General features: G+C 70.4%; 27 protein-coding genes. 16 read left to right on the top strand and 11 right to left on the bottom strand.

What is annotated here, in order from left to right; genetic code table 11:
- Positions 1–35: 35 nt before the first annotated feature.
- Positions 36–1,271 carry a lycopene cyclase family protein gene (locus HNQ09_RS00135; protein ID WP_184023819.1) on the bottom strand — a complete coding sequence of 412 codons (1,236 nt, stop codon included), beginning with the start codon at positions 1,269–1,271 and terminating at the stop codon, positions 36–38.
- A gap of 172 nt (positions 1,272–1,443) precedes the next feature.
- Here HNQ09_RS00135 and HNQ09_RS00130 point away from each other — a divergent pair, with 172 nt between their 5' ends.
- Together HNQ09_RS00130 and HNQ09_RS00125 are read left to right on the top strand one after the other, a co-directional pair.
- Positions 1,444–2,337: an alpha/beta hydrolase gene (locus HNQ09_RS00130; protein WP_184023815.1), complete on the top strand. Its 894-nt coding sequence runs from the start codon at positions 1,444–1,446 to the stop codon at positions 2,335–2,337.
- Positions 2,338–2,455: 118 nt separating this feature from the next.
- Positions 2,456–2,869, top strand: a complete 414-nt coding sequence (locus tag HNQ09_RS00125; protein ID WP_184023811.1) for a hypothetical protein — start codon at positions 2,456–2,458, stop codon at positions 2,867–2,869.
- 4 nt (positions 2,870–2,873) lie between these two features.
- On the opposite strand, the gene recO is transcribed toward HNQ09_RS00125, so the two are convergent.
- Positions 2,874–3,608, bottom strand: a complete 735-nt coding sequence (gene recO / locus HNQ09_RS00120; protein ID WP_184023808.1) for a DNA repair protein RecO — start codon at positions 3,606–3,608, stop codon at positions 2,874–2,876.
- A 192-nt stretch (positions 3,609–3,800) separates the two neighbouring features.
- On the opposite strand from recO, the gene HNQ09_RS00115 reads away from it, so the two are divergent.
- The 8 genes from HNQ09_RS00115 to HNQ09_RS00080 all read left to right on the top strand — a co-directional run bounded on the left by HNQ09_RS00115 (position 3,801) and on the right by HNQ09_RS00080 (position 11,422).
- Positions 3,801–4,205, top strand: a complete 405-nt coding sequence (locus tag HNQ09_RS00115) for a hypothetical protein (protein ID WP_184023805.1) — start codon at positions 3,801–3,803, stop codon at positions 4,203–4,205.
- Positions 4,206–4,339: 134 nt separating this feature from the next.
- The gene (locus HNQ09_RS00110) at positions 4,340–4,597 is read left to right on the top strand and encodes a hypothetical protein (RefSeq protein ID WP_184023802.1); all 258 of its coding nucleotides are present in this window, start codon (positions 4,340–4,342) and stop codon (positions 4,595–4,597) included.
- Between the two features lie 68 nt (positions 4,598–4,665).
- Complete coding sequence (locus HNQ09_RS00105; protein WP_184023799.1) at positions 4,666–5,163, top strand: MgtC/SapB family protein; 498 nt, start codon at positions 4,666–4,668, stop codon at positions 5,161–5,163.
- A gap of 114 nt (positions 5,164–5,277) precedes the next feature.
- On the top strand, positions 5,278–5,931 hold the full coding sequence (locus HNQ09_RS00100) for a GntR family transcriptional regulator (RefSeq protein ID WP_184023796.1): 654 nt from the start codon (positions 5,278–5,280) through the stop codon (positions 5,929–5,931).
- Positions 5,928–6,875 (top strand): proline dehydrogenase family protein, encoded by a 948-nt coding sequence (locus HNQ09_RS00095; protein WP_184023793.1) that lies wholly within the window; start codon positions 5,928–5,930, stop codon positions 6,873–6,875. The genes HNQ09_RS00100 and HNQ09_RS00095 overlap by 4 nt, the downstream gene beginning before the upstream one ends.
- On the top strand, positions 6,872–7,753 hold the full coding sequence (locus tag HNQ09_RS00090; protein ID WP_184023790.1) for an SDR family oxidoreductase: 882 nt from the start codon (positions 6,872–6,874) through the stop codon (positions 7,751–7,753). The genes HNQ09_RS00095 and HNQ09_RS00090 overlap by 4 nt, the downstream gene beginning before the upstream one ends.
- Entirely contained in the window at positions 7,746–9,317 is a 1,572-nt protein-coding gene (gene pruA / locus HNQ09_RS00085; RefSeq protein ID WP_184023787.1) for an L-glutamate gamma-semialdehyde dehydrogenase, read from the top strand. Before HNQ09_RS00090 ends, pruA begins: the two co-directional genes overlap by 8 nt.
- Before the next feature lie 347 nt (positions 9,318–9,664).
- A complete protein-coding gene (locus HNQ09_RS00080; RefSeq protein WP_184023785.1) occupies positions 9,665–11,422 on the top strand; it encodes a S8 family serine peptidase in 1,758 nt (585 codons plus the stop codon).
- A gap of 141 nt (positions 11,423–11,563) precedes the next feature.
- Here the strand turns inward: HNQ09_RS00080 and HNQ09_RS00075 are convergent, their stop codons facing one another.
- Positions 11,564–12,940: a phytoene desaturase family protein gene (locus tag HNQ09_RS00075; protein ID WP_184023782.1), complete on the bottom strand. Its 1,377-nt coding sequence runs from the start codon at positions 12,938–12,940 to the stop codon at positions 11,564–11,566.
- Positions 12,937–13,815, bottom strand: coding sequence for a UbiA family prenyltransferase (locus tag HNQ09_RS00070; protein ID WP_184023779.1), 879 nt, complete (start codon positions 13,813–13,815; stop codon positions 12,937–12,939). Before HNQ09_RS00070 ends, HNQ09_RS00075 begins: the two co-directional genes overlap by 4 nt.
- A gap of 177 nt (positions 13,816–13,992) precedes the next feature.
- Here HNQ09_RS00070 and HNQ09_RS00065 point away from each other — a divergent pair, with 177 nt between their 5' ends.
- Positions 13,993–14,988 (top strand): MerR family transcriptional regulator, encoded by a 996-nt coding sequence (locus HNQ09_RS00065; protein WP_184023777.1) that lies wholly within the window; start codon positions 13,993–13,995, stop codon positions 14,986–14,988.
- A complete protein-coding gene (locus HNQ09_RS00060) occupies positions 14,985–15,878 on the top strand; it encodes a complex I NDUFA9 subunit family protein (protein WP_184023774.1) in 894 nt (297 codons plus the stop codon). The genes HNQ09_RS00065 and HNQ09_RS00060 overlap by 4 nt, the downstream gene beginning before the upstream one ends.
- A 64-nt stretch (positions 15,879–15,942) precedes the next feature.
- Here the strand turns inward: HNQ09_RS00060 and HNQ09_RS00055 are convergent, their stop codons facing one another.
- The 6 genes from HNQ09_RS00055 to hspR are packed head-to-tail and all read right to left on the bottom strand — an operon-like array spanning position 15,943 to position 19,699.
- Positions 15,943–16,503, bottom strand: a complete 561-nt coding sequence (locus tag HNQ09_RS00055; protein WP_184023772.1) for a phosphoribosyltransferase family protein — start codon at positions 16,501–16,503, stop codon at positions 15,943–15,945.
- Positions 16,504–16,513: 10 nt separating this feature from the next.
- Positions 16,514–17,098 carry a GNAT family N-acetyltransferase gene (locus tag HNQ09_RS00050; RefSeq protein ID WP_184023770.1) on the bottom strand — a complete coding sequence of 195 codons (585 nt, stop codon included), beginning with the start codon at positions 17,096–17,098 and terminating at the stop codon, positions 16,514–16,516.
- Positions 17,099–17,105: 7 nt separating this feature from the next.
- Entirely contained in the window at positions 17,106–17,636 is a 531-nt protein-coding gene (locus tag HNQ09_RS00045) for a phosphoribosyltransferase family protein (RefSeq protein ID WP_184023768.1), read from the bottom strand.
- 52 nt (positions 17,637–17,688) lie between these two features.
- Positions 17,689–18,594 (bottom strand): metallophosphoesterase, encoded by a 906-nt coding sequence (locus HNQ09_RS00040; protein ID WP_343057538.1) that lies wholly within the window; start codon positions 18,592–18,594, stop codon positions 17,689–17,691.
- The gene (locus HNQ09_RS19070) at positions 18,591–18,926 is read right to left on the bottom strand and encodes an NUDIX domain-containing protein (RefSeq protein ID WP_184023766.1); all 336 of its coding nucleotides are present in this window, start codon (positions 18,924–18,926) and stop codon (positions 18,591–18,593) included. The genes HNQ09_RS00040 and HNQ09_RS19070 overlap by 4 nt, the downstream gene beginning before the upstream one ends.
- Complete coding sequence (gene hspR, locus HNQ09_RS00030) at positions 18,923–19,699, bottom strand: heat shock protein transcriptional repressor HspR, fused homodimer type (RefSeq protein WP_184023764.1); 777 nt, start codon at positions 19,697–19,699, stop codon at positions 18,923–18,925. Before hspR ends, HNQ09_RS19070 begins: the two co-directional genes overlap by 4 nt.
- A 182-nt stretch (positions 19,700–19,881) precedes the next feature.
- Between hspR and HNQ09_RS00025 the strand changes: the two genes are divergently transcribed.
- From HNQ09_RS00025 to HNQ09_RS00010, 4 genes are all read left to right on the top strand, one after another.
- Positions 19,882–21,246: a dipeptidase gene (locus HNQ09_RS00025; RefSeq protein ID WP_184023760.1), complete on the top strand. Its 1,365-nt coding sequence runs from the start codon at positions 19,882–19,884 to the stop codon at positions 21,244–21,246.
- 91 nt (positions 21,247–21,337) lie between these two features.
- Entirely contained in the window at positions 21,338–21,910 is a 573-nt protein-coding gene (gene purN, locus HNQ09_RS00020) for a phosphoribosylglycinamide formyltransferase (RefSeq protein WP_184023757.1), read from the top strand.
- Complete coding sequence (locus HNQ09_RS00015; protein WP_184023754.1) at positions 21,907–22,458, top strand: DUF402 domain-containing protein; 552 nt, start codon at positions 21,907–21,909, stop codon at positions 22,456–22,458. Before purN ends, HNQ09_RS00015 begins: the two co-directional genes overlap by 4 nt.
- Positions 22,459–22,576: 118 nt before the next feature.
- Positions 22,577–23,836 (top strand): hypothetical protein, encoded by a 1,260-nt coding sequence (locus HNQ09_RS00010; RefSeq protein ID WP_184023751.1) that lies wholly within the window; start codon positions 22,577–22,579, stop codon positions 23,834–23,836.
- Here the strand turns inward: HNQ09_RS00010 and HNQ09_RS00005 are convergent.
- Positions 23,823–24,155: transposase family protein (locus HNQ09_RS00005; protein WP_484482065.1), on the bottom strand; the 333-nt coding region annotated here is incomplete at its 5' end. The genes HNQ09_RS00010 and HNQ09_RS00005 overlap by 14 nt on opposite strands.

The raw sequence follows: 24,155 nt of genomic DNA, 5'->3' as shown, positions 1-24,155 counted from the left end.
TGTGGAGGGCGCGAGGCGGCGTTAATGCAGCGCGGTCAACCCAGCGCGGCGCGCAGGGCACGTCCGCTGGCCGGAACCTGCCCCAGCGCGGCCTGGGCAAGGGGCAGGCGCACCGGGTTCGGCGCGTGGGCAAAGAGCCGCAGCATGGTGCGGGCCAGCGTGCCCGCGTCGGTGCCGGGAGCCAGAAAAGCGTGCCACTGGGCGGCGGGCAGCGCGAAAAAGGCGGCGAAGAAGGCGGGAAGCTGCTCGCCCGGCAGTGCCAGCAGGGCGTCCACGCCGATCAGGGCGACCTCGCGGGCGGCGCGGCGCTCCGGGGACCACAGGGCGGCCCACCCGGCCTGCGTGGCCGCCTGCGGTCCCCCGGCAGCCAGCGCGGCCGCGACCGCCTGCGCCACTCCGGGCGCGCGGCACAGGGCGTCGGCCAGCTGAAAGCCGCTGACCGGATGCACCAGCCCCGCCGCCGACCCGTACGCGAGCAGCGGGCCGGGCGCGGGCGCAGCGGCGTTCATCGGAAAGGCGACCCACTCCTCGGCCTCGGTCTCGCGGGGCAGGGTGCCCTGCGCGGCCAGGCGGGCGTGCAGGCGCTCCCTCAGGCGGGCGCGCGTCAGGCCGGGACGGGCGATCAGGCTGGTTTCCTCGACGAGGTAGCGGGTGCCGCCCAGGTGCATGGCGTACAGGAAGGTCGGCGCGGCTTGAACCTCGGCGGGCGGGAGGTGGGGGGCGCGGTAGTCCATCCAGACCATGCCGCCGGGCGGGGCGGGCGGCTGCTCGAAGTGCGCGACGAGGCCGTAGGCCGTCTGGAGGGCCGCGCCCCCCGGGTGCTGGGGCCGGATGAGGCCGCCGCCGTGCCCCCCTGCGTCCACGACCAGCCGGGTAGGCCATGTCTGGCCGCCTGCACCGTGAACGGTCCAGCCTTCCCCCTCCCGCTGGGCACCGCGCACCGTGCCCACCGTCCATCGCAGCGCCCGGCCCGCCCGCGCGAGCAACGCCCCCAGCAGCCGGGCATTGTCCAGCAGGGCGTAGGGCCGCAGCAGGGGCGTGGGCTGCTCGCCCGTATAGACGCGCACGTCGCTCCACACCTCGGTCAGACAGGTCAGGGCCAGGGGCGGCAGCTCGCCGAGCCAGGCGCCGTAGGTCGCCGGGAAGGGGCGGGGCGGGTGGGGCGCGACCAGCCGCACGCTCAGGCCGCAGGCGGCGAGTTCGGCCGCGAGCGCCAGGCCCGCCGGGCCTCCCCCCACGACCAGCACGTCCGTGCGCGTGTCGCTGTGCATCGCCGCAGGCTAGCGCGGGCGCGGCCCGGCGGACGGTGGGGCAGCACCCCGGCGCCTGCCTCTCGGCCGCCTCCATCCGGGCAGACTCATTCCGGCAGGCTCAAGGCCTTCTCAAGCCGGAGTGTGCCCCCGGCGCCCCTGCCCCGGCCTTCAGGCCGCTAGCCTCGGGGGCATGTCTTCCCGCATCCGCCTTTCCCGCCCGCTGCTGCTGGGCCTGGGCACCCTGGCGCTGGGCCTGGGGCTGACCGCCTGCTCGAACACCAACCCGCAAGACGCCCTCAACCGCGCAGTCAATACCCGTGGCCTGAACGTGGTCACCGATCAGCGCTACGGCCCCGACGCCCGCAACCTGATCGACGTGTACTCGCCGCCCAACGCCAAGGGCGCCCCGGTGGTGCTGTTCGTCCACGGCGGCTCGTGGCAGAACGGCGACAAGGACGGCCACAAGTTCGTCGGGGAGAGCCTGGCGCGCGCCGGGTACGTGACGGGCGTGATGAGCTACCGCCTGGCCCCCCAAAACCGCTATCCCGCCTACGTGCAGGACACCGCCGCCGCCCTGAAGTGGCTGCGCGAGCAAGCGGGCCGGTTCGGCGGCAACCCCGACTCCCTGTTCGTGACCGGGCACTCGGCGGGCGCCTTCAACGCCGTCGAGGCGGTCGTCAACGAGCGCTGGCTGCGCGAGGCGGGCGTACCCATCGGCGCGGTGCGGGGCGTGATCGGCATCGCCGGGCCATATTCCTACGACTTCCGGCAGTTCCAGAGCCGGGTCGCCTTCCCGGAAAACGGCACCCCCGAGCAGGTCATGCCTGACCGCCACGTGCGCCGGGACGCGCCGCCGCACCTGCTGCTGGTGGCCGCCAACGACGACACCGTTCACCCGCAAAACGCCCTGAACATGGAAGCCGCGCTGAAGAAAGCCGGAGTCCCGGTCACGCGCACGGTGCTGCCGCGCGTCAACCACATCACGATCGCCGCCGCCATCGCCCGGCCGCTGACCTTTCTGGGCGGGACGCGCCAGCAGATGATCGACTTTATCGAGCGGCACAAGGTGCCTACCTCGCGCTGATCCGGGACTTTCGACGCGCCCCTGCATCCTTTCAGGAACGCAGGGGGAACGTTTTGGGGACAGTTGCCGCCGACGCTGATGAGCAGGCGCTTTCCGCTCTCTGGGCTATGTTGGCGGGGTGTCTGCCCTCTTGCGCGTCGCGGGTCTGAACCTCGATCTGGACCGCCTGCTTCTCCAACTGGACTTCCCGCCAGGTCTCGTTCGGCGTCGGGGTGAACTGAACTTCTTTGGTCGCCCTTACGAATACTCCTCGTTCAATGCCGAGGTCAGCGAGGCCGAGATGAACGACGCCGATCAACAAATTGACGATGCTCTGACCTTCGTCCAGCGGCATGAGGCCGCATTGCTGACGCTGGCGGAGTTCCCCCGCGTGGACGACCGGGTCCTCGACTTTGGCATTGAGGACCGCGACGTGGCCGCACATGTGGATTCATTTCCGCATGAATCGCTCGCCGCCCTGGGGCGCTTCAGGATTGATCTGGCCGTGTCGCGCTATCCACGTCAGGCGCCAGAGAAAACTGATTCGGCCTGAAGTCTTACCCAGCCACCCCCGCCGCGTGCGGCACCAGTTGCCGCCAGCTCTGCACGTTCCCGACCTGCACGGTCACGAAGCGTTCCAGCGCACGCCAGAGGGCCGGGCGCTGCTCCTCGGGCACGGGCTGCTCCATGCTGACGCGCACGCTGCGGCGCACCACGTTCCGCAGAAAGTCGAGGCCCTCCGGCGGGTAGGCGGGCAGACTGGCGCACTTCGCGCACAGCATCTGCCCGGCCAGGGGGTCGGGGTGCGTGGGGTCGGGGGCGCCGCAACGGGCGCAGCGGGCGGTCTGGGGCACGAAGCCCGCCAGCCCCAGCAGCTTGTAGCTCATGACCAGCGCGACCCACTCGGGGTCCGGCTGGCGCGACACGCCGCGCAGCGCGCCCGCGAACAGGTCAAAGGCCTGCTCGGAAAACTCGCCCTCCTGAAACAGGGCGTCGGCCAGTTCGGCCATCAGGTGCGCGAAGGCGTAGCGCTCCGGCTCGGCCAGGCTGGTCAGGGCGCCTTCCAGCACGGCCTGCTGCACGGTCGCCAGGTCGGCCTGCGGCGTCTGGTAGAGCTGCACCCCGACATGGTGGAAGAGGTTCAGGCGGCTGGCGAGCGGCCCGCGCACCCCGCCGCGCGCAATCGCCTTGATCTTGCCCTGGGGCGTCAGCAGCGACACGACGATGTCCCCGGCAGGCGTCACCCGCCTCCGGATCACGATGCCGCTGCGGTTGGCGCTGCGCGACCTCAAGGGAACTGCCTCACGGGCCGCAGTCTAGGACGCGGGCGGCGGGGCGAGAGGGCGGCGGGGCACGGTTGGGGCAGCGGCAGAGGGCGCACGCCGCAGCAGGCCGGTGGCCCTGAAAGCGGTCAGGCGCGGGGGGAGGGCGGCTGAAACCTTGCCCACCTTCCGCCGCGCCGCGCCTCCCTTAGACTTCCCTCCATGAGTGAGCGCCGCACAGACCACAGCGCCCGCGACGTGTTGCGGGAACTGTTTCCGGAGTCGTACCGGGAACTTTTCGGCGAGGGCGGGGGGGCCGAGGGCGGTCCCCTCACGCTGGGCCTCTATCCGGTCGCCGACGGGCGGCTGGCGCTGGTCCACGGCGACCAGCTGGCCGAATTCACGCCGCTGGACCCCAAGAGCAACAAGGCGCTGCACTGCGACCTGTGCCACTACACCCGCTCGCGCAGTGAGGCGACCCTCTTCCGGGTGGTCGTGGGCGCGCGCCGCACCCGCTACGTGACCCTTTGCCTGGGCACCGAGGCCTGCCAGAAGCGGGCTGGGCGCCGGGGCCTGGAAACCCTGGCTGACCGCATCTTCCCGCTCGAACCCGTTCACGCCGATTGAGGCGGCCTCTGGCCGGGGGCCGGGGGTGGCGCGAGTGCCCGCGCTGCCGCCACCCGATGACCCGGCGCGCCGACCTGGCGCGGGTGCCCGAATCCCTGTGGGTGAACTGGGAGCCTGAGCGCTGGTGATTTCCGGTGCCGTGGGGGGGTGCGGTGATTGTGGTCGCGCTGTGCCTGCTGGTGCCCGGCGCCACGGAGCTGCTGACGAGGACGGGCTACCGCTCGCGCAGCCTCCTGGGCGCCGCCGCTCTCGTCGCCGGATTTGTGTGGGCCGTGGTTTCGGCGTGGCTCATCCTGAAGTGGCGCCAGCAACGCAGGCGGCGCCGGACTGGACGCGAACGCGCCGACGACTGGATCTGTGCGGCCTGCCTGCACGCCGAAGCGGCCACCTGACCTCTGCATGACAAGCGGCTGAAGGAATCCCGAACGGGCCTGCGCGCGCCCCACCCTACGCTGCCGGGGTGGAGACTTTCTGGAACGAGTTGCGGCTGATGCAGGGGCTGCTGGCCGCCTTCGTGCTGAGCGGCCTGATCGGCTGGGAACGCGAGCGGCTGGGCCGGGGCGCGGGGCTGCGCACCTACATCCTGATCGGCGTGAGCGCGGCGCTGTTCGTGGTGCTGGCCGATACGCTGATCTTCCGCTTCGCCGACGACTCCGAACAGGTGCGCTTCGACCTCGTGGGCGTACTGGGCGCGGTGGTCAGCGGCGTCAGCTTTCTGGGCGCGGGCGCGATCTTTTCCGACCGGCGCGGCCAGGGCGCCAAGGGCCTGACCACGGCGGCGGGCATGCTCGCCACTGCGGGCGTCGGGGTCGCGTGCGGCCTGCATCTGTACGTGCTGGCGACCGGGGCCACGCTGCTGTTCCTCTTCACGCTGGGCGTGCTGGGCCGCCTGACCGAGAGCGTCAAGGAGCGCGAGAATCCGGCCGGACAGTCCAGGCCGGACGGCGAGCCGGAGTGAGCAGAGGTCTTCCCTGGGGGTCGGCCTCCGGCCTTGCGGGCGCTGAACCTCCCGGGGGAGGCAAACCCAACCCTGGGCTTGTTGGAGGGGATCGCATTGTATACAATATCCACAATGACCCCTTTCGAGCGGCCCACCCTGGTGCGCGACGGCGTGTATGGCCACCTGCGCCGCGCCGTGCTGGACGGCGAGATTGCGCCCGGCGAGCGGCTGGGCGAGGTGGAACTCGGCGAGCGGCTGGGCGTGAGCCGCACCCCGGTCCGCGAGGCGATCATGCGGCTGACGCAAGACGGCCTGCTGGTGGCCGAGGCGAACAAGGGCGTGCGGGTGCGGACCGTGAGCGCCGCCGAGGCGCAGGGCACCTACGTGGTGCGCGAGGAACTCGACGGCCTGGCGGCGGCGCTGGCGGCCCAGGCCCACACCGAGGCCGATGCGGGGGCGCTGCGGGGCGCCCTGGACGCCCTCAACGCCGCGCCGGGCGGCGACTACCGCGAGCAGACCCGGCTCGACCTCGCCTTTCACCGGGAGGTCACGCTGGCGGCCCACAACACCGCGCTGGCCGAGCTGGCGCGCTGGCTCTCGCTGCGGGTGGCGCTGATCAAGCACCAGACGCGCATCTACAATGCCCACCCGGACACCGCCGCGCAGCACGGCGCGATTCTCAGCGCCGTCCTCGCGCGCGACGCGGACGCCGCCCGCGAGGCGGCCCGCACGCACGTCCGCACCTTTGCCCCTCTCGTGATGCAGAACCTCGGAGAAACGCCATGATCGACCAGATGTACCGCAAGGCTGTCCTGACCGTCTCGGGGCAGAAGTTCGTCGAAGACCTCGTGCGCGCGCGCGGCTACGGGCTGGCGCAGCGCTTCGTCGCCGGAGAGGACGCCGCTTCCGCCATCGCCGCCGTCAAGGAGCTGGAAGGAGACGGCATTCTGGGGAACCTCGACCTGCTGGGCGAGTTCGTCACGTCGCCGGACACCGCCGACGAGTTCGCGGCCAAGGTCCTGCACCTGCTTGACGAGGCCCACGCCGCCGGAATCACCCCCTACGTCAGCGTCAAGCTGTCGAGCATCGGGCAGGGCATGGCCGTCGGCGGCGAGGACCTCGGCCTGACCAACGCCCGGCGCATCGTGGGCCGCGCGAAGGAGTACGGCGGGTTCGTGTGCCTGGATATGGAAGACCACCCCCGGGTGGACCAGACCCTCGCGCAGTTCCGCACGCTGGTGAACGAATTTGGCCGCCAGCACGTCGGCACGGTGCTCCAGAGCTACCTCTACCGCTCGGAGGCCGACCGCGCCGCACTGGACGACCTCTCGCCCAACCTCCGGATCGTGAAGGGCGCGTACCTGGAGCCGGACACGGTCGCCATGCCCGACAAGGCCGACGTGGACGCCAGCTACCGCAAGCTGGTGTACGCGCACATGCAGGCGGGCCAGACTGGGGGAGCGCAGTACGTGAACGTCGCCACCCACGACGAGTCCATCATCGCGGACGTGAAACATTTCGTGCTGGCCCACGGCATCCGCAAGGACGCCTTCGAGTTCCAGATGCTCTACGGCATCCGGCGCGACCTGCAACGGGAACTGGCCGCGCAAGGCTACCGGGTGCGCGCCTATATCCCCTACGGCCGCGACTGGTACCCGTACTTCTCGCGCCGCATCGCCGAGCGCCCCGCCAACGTGCTGTTCGTGCTGCGCGGCATGCTGAAAGGATGAGCGGCCCCTTGATCGGGGTGACGGGCGCGCCCGGCAACGTGGGCACGCCGCTGGTGCGGGCGCTGCTCTCGCGCGGCGCGCGGGTGCGGGTGCTGGCCCGCCGCCCCGAGGAAGCCCGCCGCGTGCTGGGCGAGGCGCCGGAGTTGGAGTACCGCCCGCTGGAGTTCGGGGACCGCCGAACCTACGTGGGGGCGATGCAGGGGGTCGACCGGCTGTTCGTGGTGCGGCCCCCACAGGTCAGTCAGGTGGGCCGCGACATGGTGCCCGCGCTCGACGTGGCGCTGGGCGCCGGGGTACGGCACATGGCGCTGCTTTCCTTACAGGGCGCCGAGAAGATCACCTTCGTGCCCCACGCCCAGCTCGAACACTACCTGCGGGCGAGCGGCGCGGCCTACACGCTGCTGCGGCCCTCCTTTTTCATGCAGAACCTGACCACCACCCACCTGCCCGAGCTGCGGCGGGGCGAGGTCTATGTTCCGGCGGGGCGGGGCCGCACCAGTTTTATCGATGTGCGCGACATCGCGGAGGTGGCGGCCCTGGTGCTCACCGAGCCGGGCCACGCGGGGCAAGCCTACGAGCTGACCGGCCCCGGGGCGCTGACCTATACGGAAGTCGCCCAGAAGTTCAGCGCCGCGACGGGGCGGCCCGTCCGCTACACGGACCCCAGCCCGCTGGCCTTTTTCCGGCACATGCGGGCGCGGGGGGTGCCGACCGCGCAGGTCATGGTGATGGAGGCGATCTACGCCACTGCCCGCTTCGGCCTGGCCGCACGGGTGACCCCCGACACGGCCCGGCTGCTGGGAAGAGCGCCCCGGTCGTTTGACGACTTCGCCCGCGACGTGGCCCCCCTTCTCACTCAGGAGACCTCCCATGCTTAAAATTCAGGACTACCGCCCCCAGCCCTTCACCGACTTCACCCGGCCCGAGAATGTGCAGGCGTACCAGGAGGCGCTGAAAAAGGTCCGCGCCGAACTCGTCGGCAAGCACTACCCGCTGATCATCGACGGGGAACGGGTGGACACCGCTGAAAAACTGACCTCGCTCAACCCCTGCGACACCTCGGAAGTGGTGGGCACGACTGCCAAGGCCACGGTCAAGGATGCTCAGCGTGCCCTGGACGGCGCCTGGGCCGCCTTCGAGAGCTGGAAGAAGTGGGACATGGACGCCCGCGCCCGCATCCTGCTGAAAGCCGCCGCGATCCTGAAGCGCCGCCGCCTGGAAGCCTGCGCCCTGATGAGCATCGAGGTCGGCAAGAACTACGCCGAGGCCGACGTGGAAGTCGCGGAGGCCATCGACTTCCTGGAGTACTACGCCCGCAGCGCCATGAAATACGCGGGCTTCGGCGCCGCCGAGACGACCTGGTTCGAGGGCGAGGAAAACGGCCTGATGTACCTGCCGCTGGGCGTGGGCGTCTCGATCAGCCCCTGGAACTTTCCCTGCGCGATCTTTATCGGGATGGCCGCCGCGCCCATCGTGGCCGGGAACTGCGTGATCGCCAAGCCCGCCGAGGACTCAGGCCTGATCGCCGGGTTCATGGTGGACGTCATGCTGGAAGCCGGGCTGCCCGCCGGGGTGCTGCAATTCCTGCCGGGCGTCGGCAAGGAGGTGGGCGAGTATCTCACCACCCACGCGCGGACGCGCTTTATCACCTTTACCGGGTCGCGGGCGGTGGGCCTGCACATCAACGAGGTCGCGGCGAGGACCATGCCCGGCCAGAAGTGGATCAAGAAGGTGATTCTCGAACTCGGCGGCAAGGACGCCCTGATCGTGGACGAGACGGCGGACCTGGACGTGGCGGTGACCGCCGCCGTGCAGGGGGCCTTCGGCTTCAACGGCCAGAAGTGCAGCGCGATGAGCCGCCTGATCGTGGTGGACGAGGTGTATGACACGGTCGTGGGGCAGTTCGTCGAGCGGGCGCGGGGGCTCCAACTCGGCACGGGCGAGGAGAACGCCAACGTGACCGCCGTGGTCAACCAGATGAGCTTCGACAAGATCAGCGGCTATCTGGACCTCGCCCCGCAGGAGGGGAAGGTGCTGCTGGGCGGCGAGGCCCCCGGCGAGGCGAACGGCAAGACGGGCTACTACATCCAGCCCACAGTCGTGGGGGACGTGGACGCGCACGCCCGCCTCGCGCAGGAGGAGATCTTCGGGCCGGTCGTCAGCGTGCTGCGCGCGCGCGACTGGGCGCACGCACTGGAAATCGCCAACGCGACCGAGTACGGCCTGACCGGCGGCGTCATCAGCAACCGGCGCGAGCGGCTGGAACAGGCCCGCTTTGAGTTCGAGGCCGGGAACCTGTACTTCAACCGCAAGATCACCGGGGCCATCGTGGGCGTGCAGCCCTTCGGCGGGTATTACATGAGCGGCACCGACTCCAAGGCGGGCGGTCCGGATTACCTCGCCAACTTCCTGCAGCTCAAGACCGTCACCGAGCGCTGGTAGGCGGCGACTCCGCAGGCTCGGGGAGGCCGGTCGTGACAGACCGGCCTCCCGCCTTTGGGCGCCGGGGCTGCCGGATGGGCACAGCAGGATAGGCGCCCCGACAGGCAGGCGGGGACGAAGATCAGGGGCCTCTCCCGGCTGAAGGCTGGCCTGGACGGCCTTCCGGCAGGTTTTTGACCCGGTCCAGAGCTGTCTAGATGTGAGAGGTGGGCCGGGACATCTGCGCTCTAACATCCCTCCCACATCCAACACAGAGCCAGGGCCGTCCCGCCTCAGCTTGGTCCGCACGGCCCCGCGGTGCGGCGCGGTCGCCCGCTGTTTCTCAGCCCCTTATCCCGGAGGTTTTCATGTCGCGTACCCGTTCCCTGCTGGCCGCCACCCTCGCCCTCACCCTCGCCGCCTGTGGGCAGCAGGCCCAGGTTCCGCAGGGGGGAAGCGGGCCGGTGGCCGCCGCGCCCACGCCGGTCGCGGCGGCCGGAGACGCCTACCTGGTGGGGTTCCGCTGGGAGCGGCTGGGGGCGCAGGGCCTGAGCGCGCAGGAGCTGGCGGCGCAGGCGCAGCTTCAGGCGCAGGCGATCACGGCCGCCGGAGGCACGCTGACGAGCCAGTGGGCCGATCTCAGCGCCGCCGCCGTGCGGCTGGACGCCGCCGCACTCGCCAAGCTGCGGGGCAACCCGCTGGTCGAGTACGTGGAGCCTGACCTGGAGCGCCACGCGATGGGGCGGCGCAGCGGCGGCACGGACGCGGGCGGCGCCCGCCTGGGTACGCAGGCGCTGAACGCGCAGGCGACCCCGCTCTACGCCCCCAGCGGCGAGTACACCTGGGGCGACAATGCCCTGCGCGTCTCGCAGCTGCGGGCCAGCAACTACACCGGGGCGGGCGTGGCGGTGTGCATCGGGGACACCGGGATCGACGGCAACCACCCCGAGTTCGCGCGCAAGCTGAGGGGCTTCAAGAACTTCGTGACCACCGAAACCAACCGCAACGACCCCTACGCGCTCAACGACCTCTCGCACCACGGCACCCACGTGGCGGGCACGGTGTTCGCGCAGTACGGGGCGGGAACCGGCGCGGCGGGGCAGCAGAGCGGCATGGACCCGAACGGCGTGGTCGGCGCGGCGACGGGCGTGAACCTGTACATGGCGCGCGTGCTGGGCGACACGGGGTCGGGCAGCTCCAGCGCGATCATCAACGGGGTGAACTGGTGCGCCGCGCAGCTCAAGAGCCAGGGCGGCACCGAGAACAAGGTCGTGATCAGCCTGTCGCTGGGCGGGGGCCGCGCCAGCCAGACCGAGCAGCGCGCCTACACCAGCGTGTACAACAAGGGCGCGCTGGTGATTGCCGCGACCGGCAACGACGGGGCCGCCGTCTCGTACCCCGCCGCCTACACCAACGTGGTCGGCGTGGGCGCCATCGACGACGCCGAGGCCAGGGCCGACTTCTCCAACTTCGGCGCCCAGGTCGATCTGGTCGGCCCCGGCGTGCGGGTGCTGAGCACCATTCCGCTGGGCCAGGGCACCCGCGCCTCGGCCTCGGGCGGCGGGGTGACCTTCAGCGACGTGCAGGCGGCCGACCTCAGCGCCAAGGCGACCTTCACGGGCGCGGTGGTGGCGGCGGGCGGCACGAACAACGAACTGTGCGGCGTGGGCACCCGCAACCCGGCCCTGAGCGGCAACATCGCCCTCATTGCACGCGGCACCTGCTCCTTCGAGGAAAAGACCGCCAACGCGGTCGGCAGCGGCGCCAAGGCCGTCATGATCTACAACAACACGGCGGGCGCGCTGGGCATGAGCCTGACCAACGCCCCTTCCGTGCCGGTCGTGGGCCTGACCCAGGCGGACGGCCAGGGCCTGCTGGGCCAGCTGCCCACCACGGGCACGGTCAGCGTGACGGGCGCGGACTACGAGTACCTCGACGGCACCAGCATGGCGACCCCACACGTCAGCGCCGCCGCCGCTGTGGTCTGGGCCGCCAAGCCGGGCCTGACCAACGCGCAGCTGCTGAGCCTGCTCACCTCGACCGCCAAGGATCTGGGCGCGGCGGGCCGGGACGACAACTTCGGCTACGGGCTGGTCAACCCGCTGAAGGCGATCACCGGGCAGTAACCCCTGGCCAAAGAGCAGCGCGAGAAGGGCCGCCCCCGCAGATAGAGGCGGCCCTTTCCGTGCCGGGTGCGGCCAACCGGCTCCTCTTCTCACCGCCCTCCAGCGGGAGGGGTTTGCCCCGCGCGAGTCCGGTCCCGGCGCCTAGACGCCGCTTTCCCCCAGCAGCGTATCTACGATCAGCGCCCCGCCCAGGATCGCCGGAAGCCCCCCGCCGGGATGCACCCCGGTCCCCACCTGCCACAGCCGGGGCCGGGGGCGGTACGGCTGGGGGTGCAGGGGACCGCCGCGCCAGGCGGGCAGGGCCGCCCCATAGATCGCGCCGCCGGGGTGCCCGCCCGCCGCGTAGTGCCTGGGCGGCAGGGCCAGTACGTCCCGCGCCGAGGCGAGCAGGCCCGGCACCCCCAGCGTGCGCTCGACCCGCCCGACCTGCGCCCGCACCCAGGGATGCTCCGGCCTCAGGTCGCGGGCGGTGGCCGGGGCCGTGAGCAGCACGGCGAGCCGGGGGCCGTCGGCGTGGACGAGGGCCAGGGTGTCCGGCGGCAGCGCTCCTGCCCGCACCGCCGCGCGAAAGCGGGCAAAATCGGCGGGCGGCAGGACCGAGGTGGGGGGCAGCCCCGCGTCTCCCGGCAGCGCGGCGTAGAGCGCCACTCCGCTCACCGTGCGGCGGGCGACGGGCGAGCGGACGGGTCGGCCCAGCACTCCGGCCAGCCGCGCGGGGTCCAGGGCACTGACCAGCAGGTCGTGGCGGCGCTCCTCTCCCCCGCTCAGCGTGAGGCGGGCGGTGCGGGGGTCCACGCGGGCCACCTCCGCGCCCTCCTCGACCTGCACCCCGCGCGCGGCGGCGAAGGCGAGCAGGGCGTCCAGCAGCGCGCCCATGCCCCGGGCGGGCCGGAACACCGCGTCTGCGGCGAGGGCCGGAATCAGCGCGTACAGCGCTGGGGCGTCCTGCGGAGTCAGGCCCGCGTTCAGGGCGTGGGTGCCCACCGCGTGGGTCAGTGCCGGGGGCAGCCGCCGCGCCCGCACCCACCCCTCAGCGGTGGGCTGTCCCCCCGTCGCCCGAAAAAGAGCCGCGCTCCCCCGCCGAAAGGTAGGGTCACTCAGGCGGGGCGGCGTCGTGAGGAGGGTCGTCAGGTGCCCGGCGAGGGGACGGGCCGGCGCGCGGTACGCCTCCCAGGCCGGGTGCAGCGGATGCCCCGGCGGCACCGGCAGCGGCGCGGCGCCGAAGGGGGTGTGGTGCACCCCCAGTCCGCCGGGCAGCGGACGCAGGTCCAGCGGGTCAGGCTCGCCTAGCCGCGCCAGCAACGCCCGCCAGACCTCCGGAAAGGTAAAAAGGCTGGGGCCGGTGTCGAAGGCCAGCCCGCCCACCGTGATCCGCCGCAGCTTGCCCCCCACCCGGTCCCGTTCGTACACGGTGACCGCGTGCCCCCGCTCCCCCAGCAGCGCCGCCAGCGCCAGCCCCGCGATCCCGCCGCCGAGAAGGCCGATGGACCAGGGCGCGGCCGACCGCACTTCCTTCATGGCCACAGCCCGCGCGCCAGCAGGTACACCAGCGGCATCCCTGCCGCCGTTCCCACGATCCAGGGCGTGACGATGCTGAGGGGATAGAGCCGGGCAGCGCGGGCCGGGGTGGGCCGCCGCAGCAGCGCCAGGCCCATGCCGCCGCATACCAGCCACAGGGCGGCGGCGGTCAGGCGGCTGACCGGCCACAGCAGCGCCCCGGCCAGCCCGAACCACCCCAGGGCATACAGGGCCGCGCCGCGCACGTCCAGGGTGGTCGCCACCGTCCGCACCCCGGCGGCGCGGTCGGCGGGCACGTCCTGCGCGGCGTCAAAGGCGTGCTTGCCCACCGCGTAGGCCATCAGGGCAGCCAGTGGCAGCGCGGGCACCGGCTCGCCCAGGGCCAGCGCTGGGAGAGCCAGCGGCAACGCGTAGGCGACGTTGCTGAGGCCGTCGAGAAAGGGGCGGCCCTTCAGGCGCAGCGGGGGCACGCTGTAGGCGACGAACAGCGCCGCCGCGCCCAGCAGCAGCGCGAAAGCGCCGGGCGGCAGCAACAGCGCCAGCGCCGCCAGGAACGGCAGGTTCAGCGCCAGCACCGCCCCCAGCAGCGGCCCGCCTTCCCCGGCGCCCAGGCGAGCGCCCTGCCACCCGCCCTTGCGCCCGGAGACGGCGTCCTCCTCGCGGTCGGAGAGGTCGTTCAGGCCGTAGATCAGCAGGTTGAACGGCAGCGTGAGGTACGCCAGCAGCAGCCACCACGCGGGATCAGGCGTCCACAGCCGCCCGGTCAGCCACAGGCCCATGACCAGCGGGCCGACCGTGTTCACCCACAGCGCGGGGCGCGATACGGCCAGCAGGCGGGCGAGGGACAGGCGGGCGGGCAGGGTCAGGGAGCGCATGGTGGGGGCAGAAGGGGGCTGGGCTGAGGCTTTTTCTTCCACTGGCGCCCCGCGCGTGCCCGGCCATTTTAGAGCCGGGGAGAGGCGACACACCCGGGACAGATGCCGGGACGCGGGGCACGCATGTCCTTAATGCTTACGGTGTCGCCGGGGTGGGCGTGGCTCAATGAGGGCCAGATGACACCCGCCCCCCTTCCCGACGCCACGCCGATGTTCACGGCGTCGGAGGCCGAGGCGCGCACGGGCGTGCCTGCCGCGACCCTGCGGCAGTGGGAGCGGCGCTACGGCGTGCCTGCCCCCGCGCGGCACGCCAACGGGTACCGCCTCTACTCGCCCCACGACCTCGCGCAGATCGGGCAGATGCAGGCGCACGTGCTCGCCGGGGTGTCGGCCAGCCGCGCCGCGCAGCTTGTGCAGGCGCCCGGCGAAGCGCTCGCCGAGCCGCCCGCGCCGGCCCCGCCTTCCCCGCTGGCCGCCGAACTAGTCGCCGCGCTGGTCGCCTCGGACCTGCGGCAGGCCGGCGCGCTGCTGTCCGAGGCGCACACCCGCCTGACCGTCGAGGAAGTCGTGCTGACCATGATGGCGCCCGCGCTGGTCGAGATCGGCGCCCGCTGGGCACAGGGCCAGATCACCATGGCGCACGAGCACCAGGCCAGCGCTTTTTTGCGCGGTCGGCTGGCGGCGCTGCTGGAGCTGGCGGGCCTCAGCGCGTTCGGGCCGACCGTGCTGGCCGCCTGCGCCCCGGGCGAGCACCACGAGATCGGCCTGCTGATGCTGGCGCTGCTGCTGCGCCGCCGGGGCGTGCGGGCCGAGTACCTGGGCGCCAACCTCCCGCTGGCCGAACTCGCGGCCTACACCCGGCAGCGCGGTCCCGGCGGCGTGGACGCCCTGCTGATCGCCCTCAACGGCGAGTGGGCGCTCGGCCCCACCCAGGCGCAGCTCGGCGCCCTGGCGGGGCTGGGCATCCCGGTCTTTTACGGCGGCGCGCTGCTCAACCAGCGGCCCGAACTGGCCGCAGCTTTGGGCGGCCACTACGCCGGGGCCGACGCCCTGCACGCCGCTGAGACCATCATCGCGCGGCTGCATTCCGGCGCCTCTCCCGCGCACCGCCCGCCGAGTCCCAGAGCGCCGGACTCCACAGACCCCAGCGACCCACAGACGGAGGACACATGAACATCCTGGTTACCGGAGCCACCGGATTCGTCGGCAGGGCAGTCGTGCAGGAACTGCTGCGCCAGGGCCACACCGTTTTCGCCGGATCGCGCCGGGGCGAGGGGCTGCCGGGCGCCCGGGGCCTGAGCCTCGACGTGACCGACCCCGCCAGCGTGCTGCGCGCGGTGCAGGGGGCCGCGCCGGAGGCGGTCGTGCATCTGGTCGGCATCATCGCGGAGGCGGGCGAGCAGACGTTCGGGCGGGTGCATGTGGAAGGCACCCGGCACGTGCTGGCCGCCACCCCACGCGGCGCCCGCTACCTGCACATGAGCGCCCTGGGCGCCGACGAAGCCAGCGCGAGCGGCTACAGCCGCAGCAAGGCCCAGGCCGAGGCGCTGGTGCGCGCGAGCGGGCTGCCCTGGACCATCTTCCAGCCCAGCCTGATTTTCGGCGTCGGAGACGACTTTTTCGGGCGGGTGCTGCGCGACCTCGTCTCGCAGGCGCCGGTGGTGCCCATGATCGGAGACGGGCGCTTTCCCTTCCGGCCCGTCAGCGTGGAGGACGTGGCCCAGGCGTTTGCCGGAGCGCTGGACCGCCCCGAGACCGCAGGGCAGACCTACGCCCTGACCGGCCCACAGGAGTTCTCCTTCCGGCAACTGCTGGAGCTGGAACTCGCCGCGCTGGGCAAGAAAAAACCCATCGTGCCGGTGCCGCTCGCCTTGATGAACCTGGCCGTGCCGCTGATGGGCCTGCTGCCCAAGCCGCCCATCACCCGCGACCAGTACGCGATGCTCAAGGCAGGCAACACGGCCCCGAGCGAACCCGCCCGCACGGTGTTCGACCTGCCGCTGCTGCGCCTGGAAGACCGCCTGCCGCAGATTCTGGGCCGCCCGGCGGCGCCCCCGGCCTGACCATGCCAGCGACAGGGGCCGCCCCGGAAACATGCCGGGGCGGCCCCTCCCCTTCTCCTGACCTTCAGAGGTGGGTGGGCAGTTCCTGAAGGTAGATGACCGGCAGGCGGCTTTCGCCCTGCTTGAAGGCCGCGAGGTAGCCCTGCACGGTGCCGCCCGCGCGCTCGGTCAGCCGCGCCAGGGCCTGCGCGGTGCCGCCCGAGGCCACGACGTCTTGCACGATGGTCACGCGCTGGCCCTTCAGGCGGGCGGCGTGGGGGCCGTCGAGCCAGAGGGTTTCCGCGACCCCCAGAGTCATGCTGGGCACGTCCTGAATCAGGGGGTCTTGCATGTAGGTGCGGCGTTTCTTGCGGACGACCACATAGGGCAGCCCGGCGCGGTCGCTGAGTTCGTGGGCCAGCGGCAGGGCGTTGGTGACGACCGTGAGCAGCAGATCGGTGCCTGCCGGAATCAGCGGCACCAGCGCCTGCGCGGCGGCGTTGGTCAGCGCGGGGTCGCCCAGGAATTCCACCAGCGGCACCCGCCCCACGCTGCCCACCCGCACGGTCGCCAGTTCGCGGATCACGTCCCCGACCGTGACGCTCAGGGTCCTGACCTCGGGAGCCTTCTTGCCCAGTTGAGTCATGCCGCCCACCCTACCTGAAGGCCTGGCCGTCTGCCCGAGGGGCCGCGAGCAGCAGCCGGAAGGTGAACTCGTCGCTGCCCTCTCCCCGGAAGGTGTCGGCGTGCGGCGTGAAGCCGGTCTGCCGAAAACCCAGCCGGGTCAGCAGGCGGATGGAGGCGTGGTTGCGGGTATCGACCTGGGCGACCGCCTCCCGCACGCCCCAACGGCCCGCCAGGAAGCTCAGCAGGGCACCCACCGCCTCCGTCCCATAGCCCTGACCCCACGCGTGCGGGGCAAACACGTAGGCTAGGTCCGCCTCAGCGGCCACCGGGCGCACCGTCGCCTGCACCGTGCCCAGGGCCGGGCCGTCCAGGCGCGGGAAGACGACCCAGTTGAGCCAGCCTTCCCGCCCGTCCGGCGAGCGGCGCGACTCCAGCCGCGCGAAACGCTCCCGCAGGGCCTCCACATCCGGCGGCGAGGAAGGCAAGAAGGCATGCACGCGCGGGTCGGCCAGCACCGCCTGCATGGCCCCGGCGTGGCCAGCCCGCTGCGGTTCCAGGCGCAGGCGGGCGGTCTGGAGAGGCGGGTTAGGGTCCCACCCGCCTGCGGGCCTCATGCGGCGCTCACTGAAAGAGCGGCAGGTGCCCCAGCGCCGTCACGTCGGGGCGCTCCTGGCCCTCGGTAAAGACGGCGACGACCGCCGCGACCTCGCCGCCGACCTCCTCGATAATCTGCCGCAAAGAGTGCAGGGTGCCGCCGCTGGAGACCACGTCGTCCACGATGGCGACCCGCTTGCCGCGCACCTTGCCCACGTCGAAGCCGTCGAGCACCAGCAGCTGCGGTTTGCCGGTCGTGATGCTGACGACCTCGCGGGCGATGGGATCGACCATGTAGGGCTTTTCGGTCTTGCGAATCACGATGTAGGGCTTGCCCGTCTCGCGGCTGATGACGTGCGCCAGCGACAGCGCCTTGACCTCGGGCGTGACCAGCACGTCGATGTCCGGGGGCAACAGCCCGGCCAGCGCCCGCCCGGCCGCCTCGGTGACCTCGGTGTCGCCCAGCATGTTGAAGAGGGCCACGCTGACGCCCGGGGCGACCTCCACCACCGGCAGTTCGCGCGTCACGTTCCCGACTTCGACCTTGTACGTTCTCACAGGCCGGAGTGTACCGTTCCGCGCCCCGGCAGGAGCCGGCCGGGAAGGGGCGTCACGGGGCCGGGCCGCCTGGTCCGGCCTGCTGCACCGTCTCGCCTGCGCCCCCATAGGTCACGACCTGCGCCACGCCGCGCCCGTTCAGCCGCGCCAGGAAGCCTGCCTGCGGGCGGTAGGCCAGCGCGCTGTCGAGGGCCAGGCAGCGCCCGCCCGCGTACAGCAGAGGTGCGCCCGCGCCGCAGGTCCCCCGGTCGCTCCCGTCTTCCGGCCCGGCCAGCGACTCGCCCAGCAGCAGCGGCACCGGGGTGTGGCCGTGCGCCAGCCGCTCACCGCCGAAGGTGTCCAGCAGGCTCTGCGCCGCGCGCTCGCCCCCCGGCGCGGCAAAGGCGAAGCGGTCGGCAAAGGCGTTGGCGAAGGTGCCCCAGACGTGCGGATCGTGGCTGCCCAGCAGCCCGGCCACGCGGGCGTTGACCGCCTCCAGGCTGCCGCCCAGCCGCAGGTACATCGGCGTGTCGGCGTGCAGCAGCAGCCAGCGGCCCGCGCGGGCCAGGGCGGGACGGGCCAGCAGCCAGGCGAGGTCTTCCGGGGTCACGCGCGCGGCGTCTCCCGGCTGGCCGCCGTTGGCGCGCCAGTAGTCGCGGAAGCCGTGGCGGTCGTGCGGGTCGCGCCGCGCAAAGTGCAGCGCCGCCAGGAACATCACCTCGTGGTTGCCCAGCAGCGCCGTCACCTGCCCGCCCGCCGCCCGCGCCCCAGCCTCCAGCCCGCGCACCAGCTGCACCACGCCCAGCCCGTCCGGCCCCCGGTCGAGGTAATCGCCCAGAAAGGCGAGGTGAGCCGTGCCGCCGCTCCAGCTGCCGTCCTCTGTGATCAGCCGGGCGCCCAGCAGCAGCGTGCGCAACTTGTCGTGCGCGCCGTGAACGTCCCCGACCACCCACAGCGCGCGGGCGGGCGCACCGTTCACGGCGCCCCGCGCGAGGCGGCGGACAGGACCGCGCAAGAGGCCCGCGCCGCGCCCCTGGCTGGCTCGCCCCGGTCGGGCACCGGCACCCAGGCGACCGCATAGCCGTCCGGGTAGAGGTTGCTGGGCATCTCCCCGCTGAAGACGCCCAGCAGCGTGAGTGGCCCGGCCCCGAGGCCCGTTTCCTCGCGCAGCTCGCGGCGGGCGGCGGCCCCGACCTCCTCGCCCGGCTCCACGCCGCCGCCGGGCAGGTCCCAGCGGGCGTGGTCGCGGCGACCGACGAGCAGGGCCACCCCCGCGTCCACCCGCTGACGCAGGCCGCCCGGCAGGATCATTCCGCCGGAACCCCGGGAGCGGCCGCCGCCGCCTCGGCCTCTTCAGGTTCCTGGGCGGGGTCCGGCGCCTCCGCTCGCGGGCCGTCCGGCGCGGGCAGGGTGCGCCAGCTGGTCATGCGCTCGGTGATGTCCTGCTGGAGGCGGCGCACGTTGCCCTCCATGTGGAATTTCGCGCCGTCGAGTTCGTGGCGCAGGCGCATGATCTCCTCGACCCCAGCCAGGTTGACACCGAGTTCCTGGGTCAGGCGGCGAATCTCGCGCAGATGCTCGATGTCGCGTTCGGAATACAGCCGCGTCTTGCCGCTGCTCCTGCCGGGGCGGATCAGCTGCTTGCGCTCGTACAGCCGCAGCGTCTGCGGGTGCATGTCCACCAGTTCGGCGGCGATGGAGATCACGTACACCGGGCGGTCCTTGGGATCGGTGCGGCCGTCGGCGGCAGGCAGGGCCTGGGGAGAGGCGGCCCGCCCGCGCAGCTCGTCCTCGATGCGCTCGATCTCGGCCTCGAACTCGCCCTGGAGGTCGTCGAGTTCGTGCTGGAGCCGCATCACCTCCTCGACGCCCGCGAGGTTGACGCCGAGTTCCTGGGTCAGGCGGCGGATCTCGCGCAGGTGCTCGATGTCGCGCTCGGAATACAGCCGCGTCTTGCCGCTGCTGCGCCCCGGACGGATCAAGCCCTTGCGCTCGTACAGCCGCAGGGTCTGGGGATGCATGTCGACGAGTTCAGCCGCGACCGAGATCACGTACACGGGACGGTGCTTGGAGTCGGCGGGCATACGTTGCTTGAGTATACCGGAGGCAGGGTTTTTGAAGGTGGCGAAAGGTGAGGTTGAGGGGGATGGCAGGAGGCCGGGGAGAGTGGGCCGCAGGGAACGGGAAACACCGAGCGCAGGCGCAGCGCGCCGTCTCCCGCCTCCACGCACCACTTCCCACCGACCACCCCCGCTATCATCGCCCCATGACCCAGGCCCAGACCGACCTCGCCGCCCTCCACGACCGCGCCCAGGCCGAGCAGGAGCTGTTCGACCTGCTGCGGATTCCCAGCGTGAGCGCCGACCCCGCCCACGCGCCCGACATGGCCCGCGCCGCCGAATTCCTGCGGGCCAAGTTGCAGGGCCTGGGCTTCACGGCGCGGGTGGACCCGACCGCCGGGCACCCCCTGGTGTACGCCGAGCGCCTCGCGGCCCCCGGCCAGCCCACGGTCCTGATCTACGGGCACTACGACGTGCAGCCGGAAGCGCCGCTGGAGGAGTGGGAGACGCCCCCCTTCGAGCCGACCGTGCGGGACGGGCGCATCTACGCGCGCGGCGCCACCGACGACAAGGGCCAGGCCTATGCCCACGTGCGCGGCGCCGAGCTGCTGCTCCGGGCGGGCGAGCTGCCCGTGAACGTGAAGTTCCTGCTCGAAGGCGAGGAGGAAGTCGGCAGCCCCAACCTCGAAGCCTACCTGCAAGAGCACGCGAGCGAGCTGAAGGCCGACGTGATTGTGATTTCCGACGGCAGCCGCTTCGCGCCCGACGTGCCCACCGTGACCTACGGGCTGCGCGGCCTGAGCTACGTGGAAATTCACGTGCAGGGGGCGAGCCGCGACCTGCACTCCGGCTCCTACGGCGGCGCGGCGCCCAACCCGATCAACGCGCTGGCCGAGATCATCGCGGGGCTCAAGGACGACCAGGGCCGCGTCACCATCCCCGGCTTCTACGACGGCGTGGAGGAACTGACCCAGGAGGAGCGCGAGATGTGGGCGCGCCTGCCGCATTCCGACGAGGAATTCGCCGCCTCCATCGGCGTTCCGGCCCTGCCCGGCGAGGCGGGATACGCCACCCTGGAGCGGCTGTGGGCGCGGCCCACGCTGGACGTGAACGGCATCTGGGGCGGCTACCAGGGCGAGGGCAGCAAGACCGTGATCGCCGCGAAGGCCGGGGCCAAGGTCTCCATGCGCCTGGTGCCTGGCCAGGACCCGGAGCGCATCACCCGGCTGGTGCAGGACTACGTGCCCACCCTGGCGCCCGAGGGGACCAAGGTCGAGGTGCGGGGCCTGCACGGCGGCCAGCCCGTCAAGGTGGACCTCGACAACCCCTATGTCCAGGCCGCCGACCGCGCGCTGACGCGGGTGTACGGCAAACCCGCCGCCTTTGCCCGCACCGGGGGCAGCATCCCCATCGTGGCGGCCTTCCGGACGCTGCTGGGCGCTCCCGTGCTGCTGGTGGACTTCGGCCTGAACGAGGACGCCCCCCACTCGCCCAACGAGAGCTTCGCCGTGGAGGACTACCACAACGGGATTCTGACGAGCGCCTATCTGCTTCAGGAACTGGCGAAGTGAGGTTCGTGGTCAGGGGGGAGTGGTCAGTCGGCCGGACGCCAGCTTCTCCCACTGACCACTCCCCACTCACCCCTGACGGCGCGGGGCGCCCATGATCCTCGGCTTTCTCGCCTCGCACGGGGGCAGCGCCGCCCGCTTTCTGACCGCTGCCTGCCAGGACGGGCGGCTGATGGCTACGCCCGCCGCCCTGGCGAGCAACAACAGCGGCAGCGCGGCGCTGGCCTGGGCGCAGGAGGCGGGGCTGAGGACGGCGCACCTCAGCGCGGCCCGGTTTCCCGATCCCGGCGAACTCGACCGGGCGGTCCTGGCCTTCTTGCAGGGGGCGGGGGTGGACACCCTGGTCCTCAGCGGCTACATGAAGGCGCTGGGGCCGCAGGTGCTCGGAGCCTACGCCGGGCGGTTGCTGAACATCCATCCCAGCCTGCTGCCCCGGCACGGCGGGCGCGGGATGTACGGCGACCGGGTCCACGCGGCGGTGCTGGCCTCCGGGGACGCGGAATCGGGCGCGAGCGTGCATCTGGTCACGGCCGGGATCGACGAGGGGCCGGTGCTGGCGCACTCCAGGGTGCCGGTGCTGCCGGGCGACACGGTGGACACGCTGCGGGCGCGCGTGCAGGCGACCGAGGGCGAGTTGTTGCTGGGCGCCCTGCGGGAGTTCCAGTGAAGCGCAAGACCTTCGACCTGCGCCCCTGGTCGCGTGCCCGGCGCCACACCCAGACGGTGACGCAGGTGCCCGGTTTCGTGATCGTGGACTTCACCGCCCACGAGGTCGCCCGCACGCTGGACGTGCCGTTCGGGAGCCGCACCGTCCGCATTCTCGACCACGGCTTCCGCTGGGTCCGTGCCCACCCCACCGGCACGGGCGAGGGCGCGCTGGGGGACGCCCTGACCGTCATGCTGAACGCGGCGGGGCAACCGGAGCAGCTTTACGTGGACATTCACGGCGGTGAGGGCGTGGGCGAAGGCGGCCTGCCCTGGTGCGACGATCTGTATCTCGACGTGATCGCGGACTGGCAGCCCGGCTGGCGCGTGGGCGAAACGCACATCATCGACGGCGACGAGTTGGAGGAGGCGGTGGAGGCAGGCCGGGTCTCCCCCGCCCTAGCCGGGGCCGCCTGGGCACATGCGCGCAAGGTCGAGGAGGCGTTGCGGGCCGGGACGTATGCGCCGCTGGAAGTGCTGCGGAGGTATCTGGAGGACCCTTATACGTGAATACCTACTCTAAATTGGCAGAGGACAAGGTTATTTCAGAGAACAAGACAGCATATGAACTACGTGGTAACATGAACACTGTCTATGTTATTCCAAACTATAACCAGGAGGGATAGAAATGCCGAATGAGGTTAATACAGCTTTAGCAAGACTCGTACGCAGGGCAGAACAGGCTGACAGCGCTCTACTCGTCGATACTTTCGTTGACGGCGGCCTACTAGGTGATATTTTGATGTCGCCCGATCATCAAATTATCTATGGAAGAAGAGGTACTGGAAAAACCCACGCCCTCACCTATTTGGCTGATCGTATTAGCAAATCTGGCGACCTTCCGCTTCTTATAGATTTGCGGACGATAGGGTCAAACGGAGGCATCTACAGTAATAATAAACTAAGTCAATCAGAAAGGGTTTCCCAACTTCTAGTAGACGTTGGGAACGAAATTTATCATAAACTTCAAGATGTTCTATTAAACAACGATTTGTTGGACTCTGATCAGAAATTTGAGAAGGCCGTGCGTCTTTTAGAGGACCTAGCCAATGGCTTAGAGCAAATCAAGGTGGAGGGAGACATCGAAAGCGAGGTTTCGAAGGAGGCCGTGGATTCCCGCAGCTCACAACAAGGGCTTACTGTAAGTGCTTCCCAGAATCCATCGGCAACACTCAACTCTTCTGATACGCTCGCATCCTCCTCAAAGTCCAACGAAAAACATTTGAGCAAGGGGAAAGCAAGACTCCGAATACATTTCGGTTCCATCTCAAATCCACTGGAAGGAATCTTAACCCTAGTGGATAAGAGGCTCTATGTCCTTCTGGACGAGTGGAGCGTGATTCCCGAAGATTTACAACCCTATCCGTCTGACATGTTGAAAAGAACCATTCTTTCTATTAGAAAAGTTACTTTGAAGATTGCGGCAATTGAGCAAAGAGCGAACTTTAGAGAATCTATCGGAGACAGTTCTTATATTGGATTTGAGCTAGGTGCAGATATATCGGCAGACGTTAATCTTGATGACTTCATGGTATTCGACAATGATGCCGAGAAATCGAAGGAATTTTTTAAAGATTTATTTTTCCGTCATGTAAGAGCCGATCTTCCTGAAACAGCTTCTTACGCCACATCTGACATGTTGGTCAGCAGAGGATTTACGCAAATAAATGCTTTTGAAGAACTTGTAAGGTCGGCAGAAGGAGTACCGCGAGATGCCATCAACATAGCGATTCTTGCCGCGCAGGCAGCAAACAACGACCCCATCTCAATTCCAATAGTGCGAGGGGCTGCTAGACGTTGGTACCAGCGAGATAAAGAAAAGTCCTTAGAAGTTAACATCGATGCAGAAAGGTTCTTACGTTATATAACGTCGTTTAGGGCTGGCTGAGGTTATGGGCGATCACGGCCAGGACGGTCCTCAGACGCAGTGACCCCATCGTTTTTGTCTGCACCGAACGAATCTGCGACTCCACCAACTGAGCAAATACGGTTTCCACGCGACGACGGAACACGGGATGGCGGTCTGACCGCCACCCCGTGTCGTACCGGGTGTTTTTCTTCGGTGGATACACGAAGCCCAGAGAGCAGTACCCCTTATCTCCGATGATCTTGGGGCCACCAAACTCCCCCCATCTGGCATTCAGCTCGTACGCCACCGTGGTGTCATGCAGGTTCGCGGGTCGAATCAGGTACTGAAGAATCCGGCC

The sequence above is a fragment of the Deinococcus budaensis genome (assembly GCF_014201885.1).
Classification (GTDB): domain Bacteria; phylum Deinococcota; class Deinococci; order Deinococcales; family Deinococcaceae; genus Deinococcus; species Deinococcus budaensis.
The sequence above is the reverse complement of the archived record's forward strand: the minus strand, read 5'-3'. Positions and strand labels throughout refer to the sequence as shown.

Excerpts from the sequence above, each read along its gene's own strand:
- HNQ09_RS00135 (WP_184023819.1), bottom strand. The coding sequence starts at position 1,271 with ATGCACAGCGACACGCGCACGGACGTGCTGGTCGTGGGGGGAGGCCCG.
- HNQ09_RS00130 (WP_184023815.1), top strand. The coding sequence starts at position 1,444 with ATGTCTTCCCGCATCCGCCTTTCCCGCCCGCTGCTGCTGGGCCTGGGC.
- HNQ09_RS00115 (WP_184023805.1), top strand. The coding sequence starts at position 3,801 with ATGAGTGAGCGCCGCACAGACCACAGCGCCCGCGACGTGTTGCGGGAA.
- HNQ09_RS00100 (WP_184023796.1), top strand. The coding sequence starts at position 5,278 with ATGACCCCTTTCGAGCGGCCCACCCTGGTGCGCGACGGCGTGTATGGC.
- HNQ09_RS00095 (WP_184023793.1), top strand. The coding sequence starts at position 5,928 with ATGATCGACCAGATGTACCGCAAGGCTGTCCTGACCGTCTCGGGGCAG.
- HNQ09_RS00090 (WP_184023790.1), top strand. The coding sequence starts at position 6,872 with ATGAGCGGCCCCTTGATCGGGGTGACGGGCGCGCCCGGCAACGTGGGC.
- pruA (WP_184023787.1), top strand. The coding sequence starts at position 7,746 with ATGCTTAAAATTCAGGACTACCGCCCCCAGCCCTTCACCGACTTCACC.
- HNQ09_RS00080 (WP_184023785.1), top strand. The coding sequence starts at position 9,665 with ATGTCGCGTACCCGTTCCCTGCTGGCCGCCACCCTCGCCCTCACCCTC.
- HNQ09_RS00075 (WP_184023782.1), bottom strand. The coding sequence starts at position 12,940 with ATGAAGGAAGTGCGGTCGGCCGCGCCCTGGTCCATCGGCCTTCTCGGC.
- HNQ09_RS00070 (WP_184023779.1), bottom strand. The coding sequence starts at position 13,815 with ATGCGCTCCCTGACCCTGCCCGCCCGCCTGTCCCTCGCCCGCCTGCTG.
- HNQ09_RS00065 (WP_184023777.1), top strand. The coding sequence starts at position 13,993 with ATGACACCCGCCCCCCTTCCCGACGCCACGCCGATGTTCACGGCGTCG.
- HNQ09_RS00060 (WP_184023774.1), top strand. The coding sequence starts at position 14,985 with ATGAACATCCTGGTTACCGGAGCCACCGGATTCGTCGGCAGGGCAGTC.
- HNQ09_RS00055 (WP_184023772.1), bottom strand. The coding sequence starts at position 16,503 with ATGACTCAACTGGGCAAGAAGGCTCCCGAGGTCAGGACCCTGAGCGTC.
- HNQ09_RS00050 (WP_184023770.1), bottom strand. The coding sequence starts at position 17,098 with ATGAGGCCCGCAGGCGGGTGGGACCCTAACCCGCCTCTCCAGACCGCC.
- HNQ09_RS19070 (WP_184023766.1), bottom strand. The coding sequence starts at position 18,926 with ATGATCCTGCCGGGCGGCCTGCGTCAGCGGGTGGACGCGGGGGTGGCC.
- hspR (WP_184023764.1), bottom strand. The coding sequence starts at position 19,699 with ATGCCCGCCGACTCCAAGCACCGTCCCGTGTACGTGATCTCGGTCGCG.
- HNQ09_RS00025 (WP_184023760.1), top strand. The coding sequence starts at position 19,882 with ATGACCCAGGCCCAGACCGACCTCGCCGCCCTCCACGACCGCGCCCAG.
- purN (WP_184023757.1), top strand. The coding sequence starts at position 21,338 with ATGATCCTCGGCTTTCTCGCCTCGCACGGGGGCAGCGCCGCCCGCTTT.
- HNQ09_RS00010 (WP_184023751.1), top strand. The coding sequence starts at position 22,577 with ATGCCGAATGAGGTTAATACAGCTTTAGCAAGACTCGTACGCAGGGCA.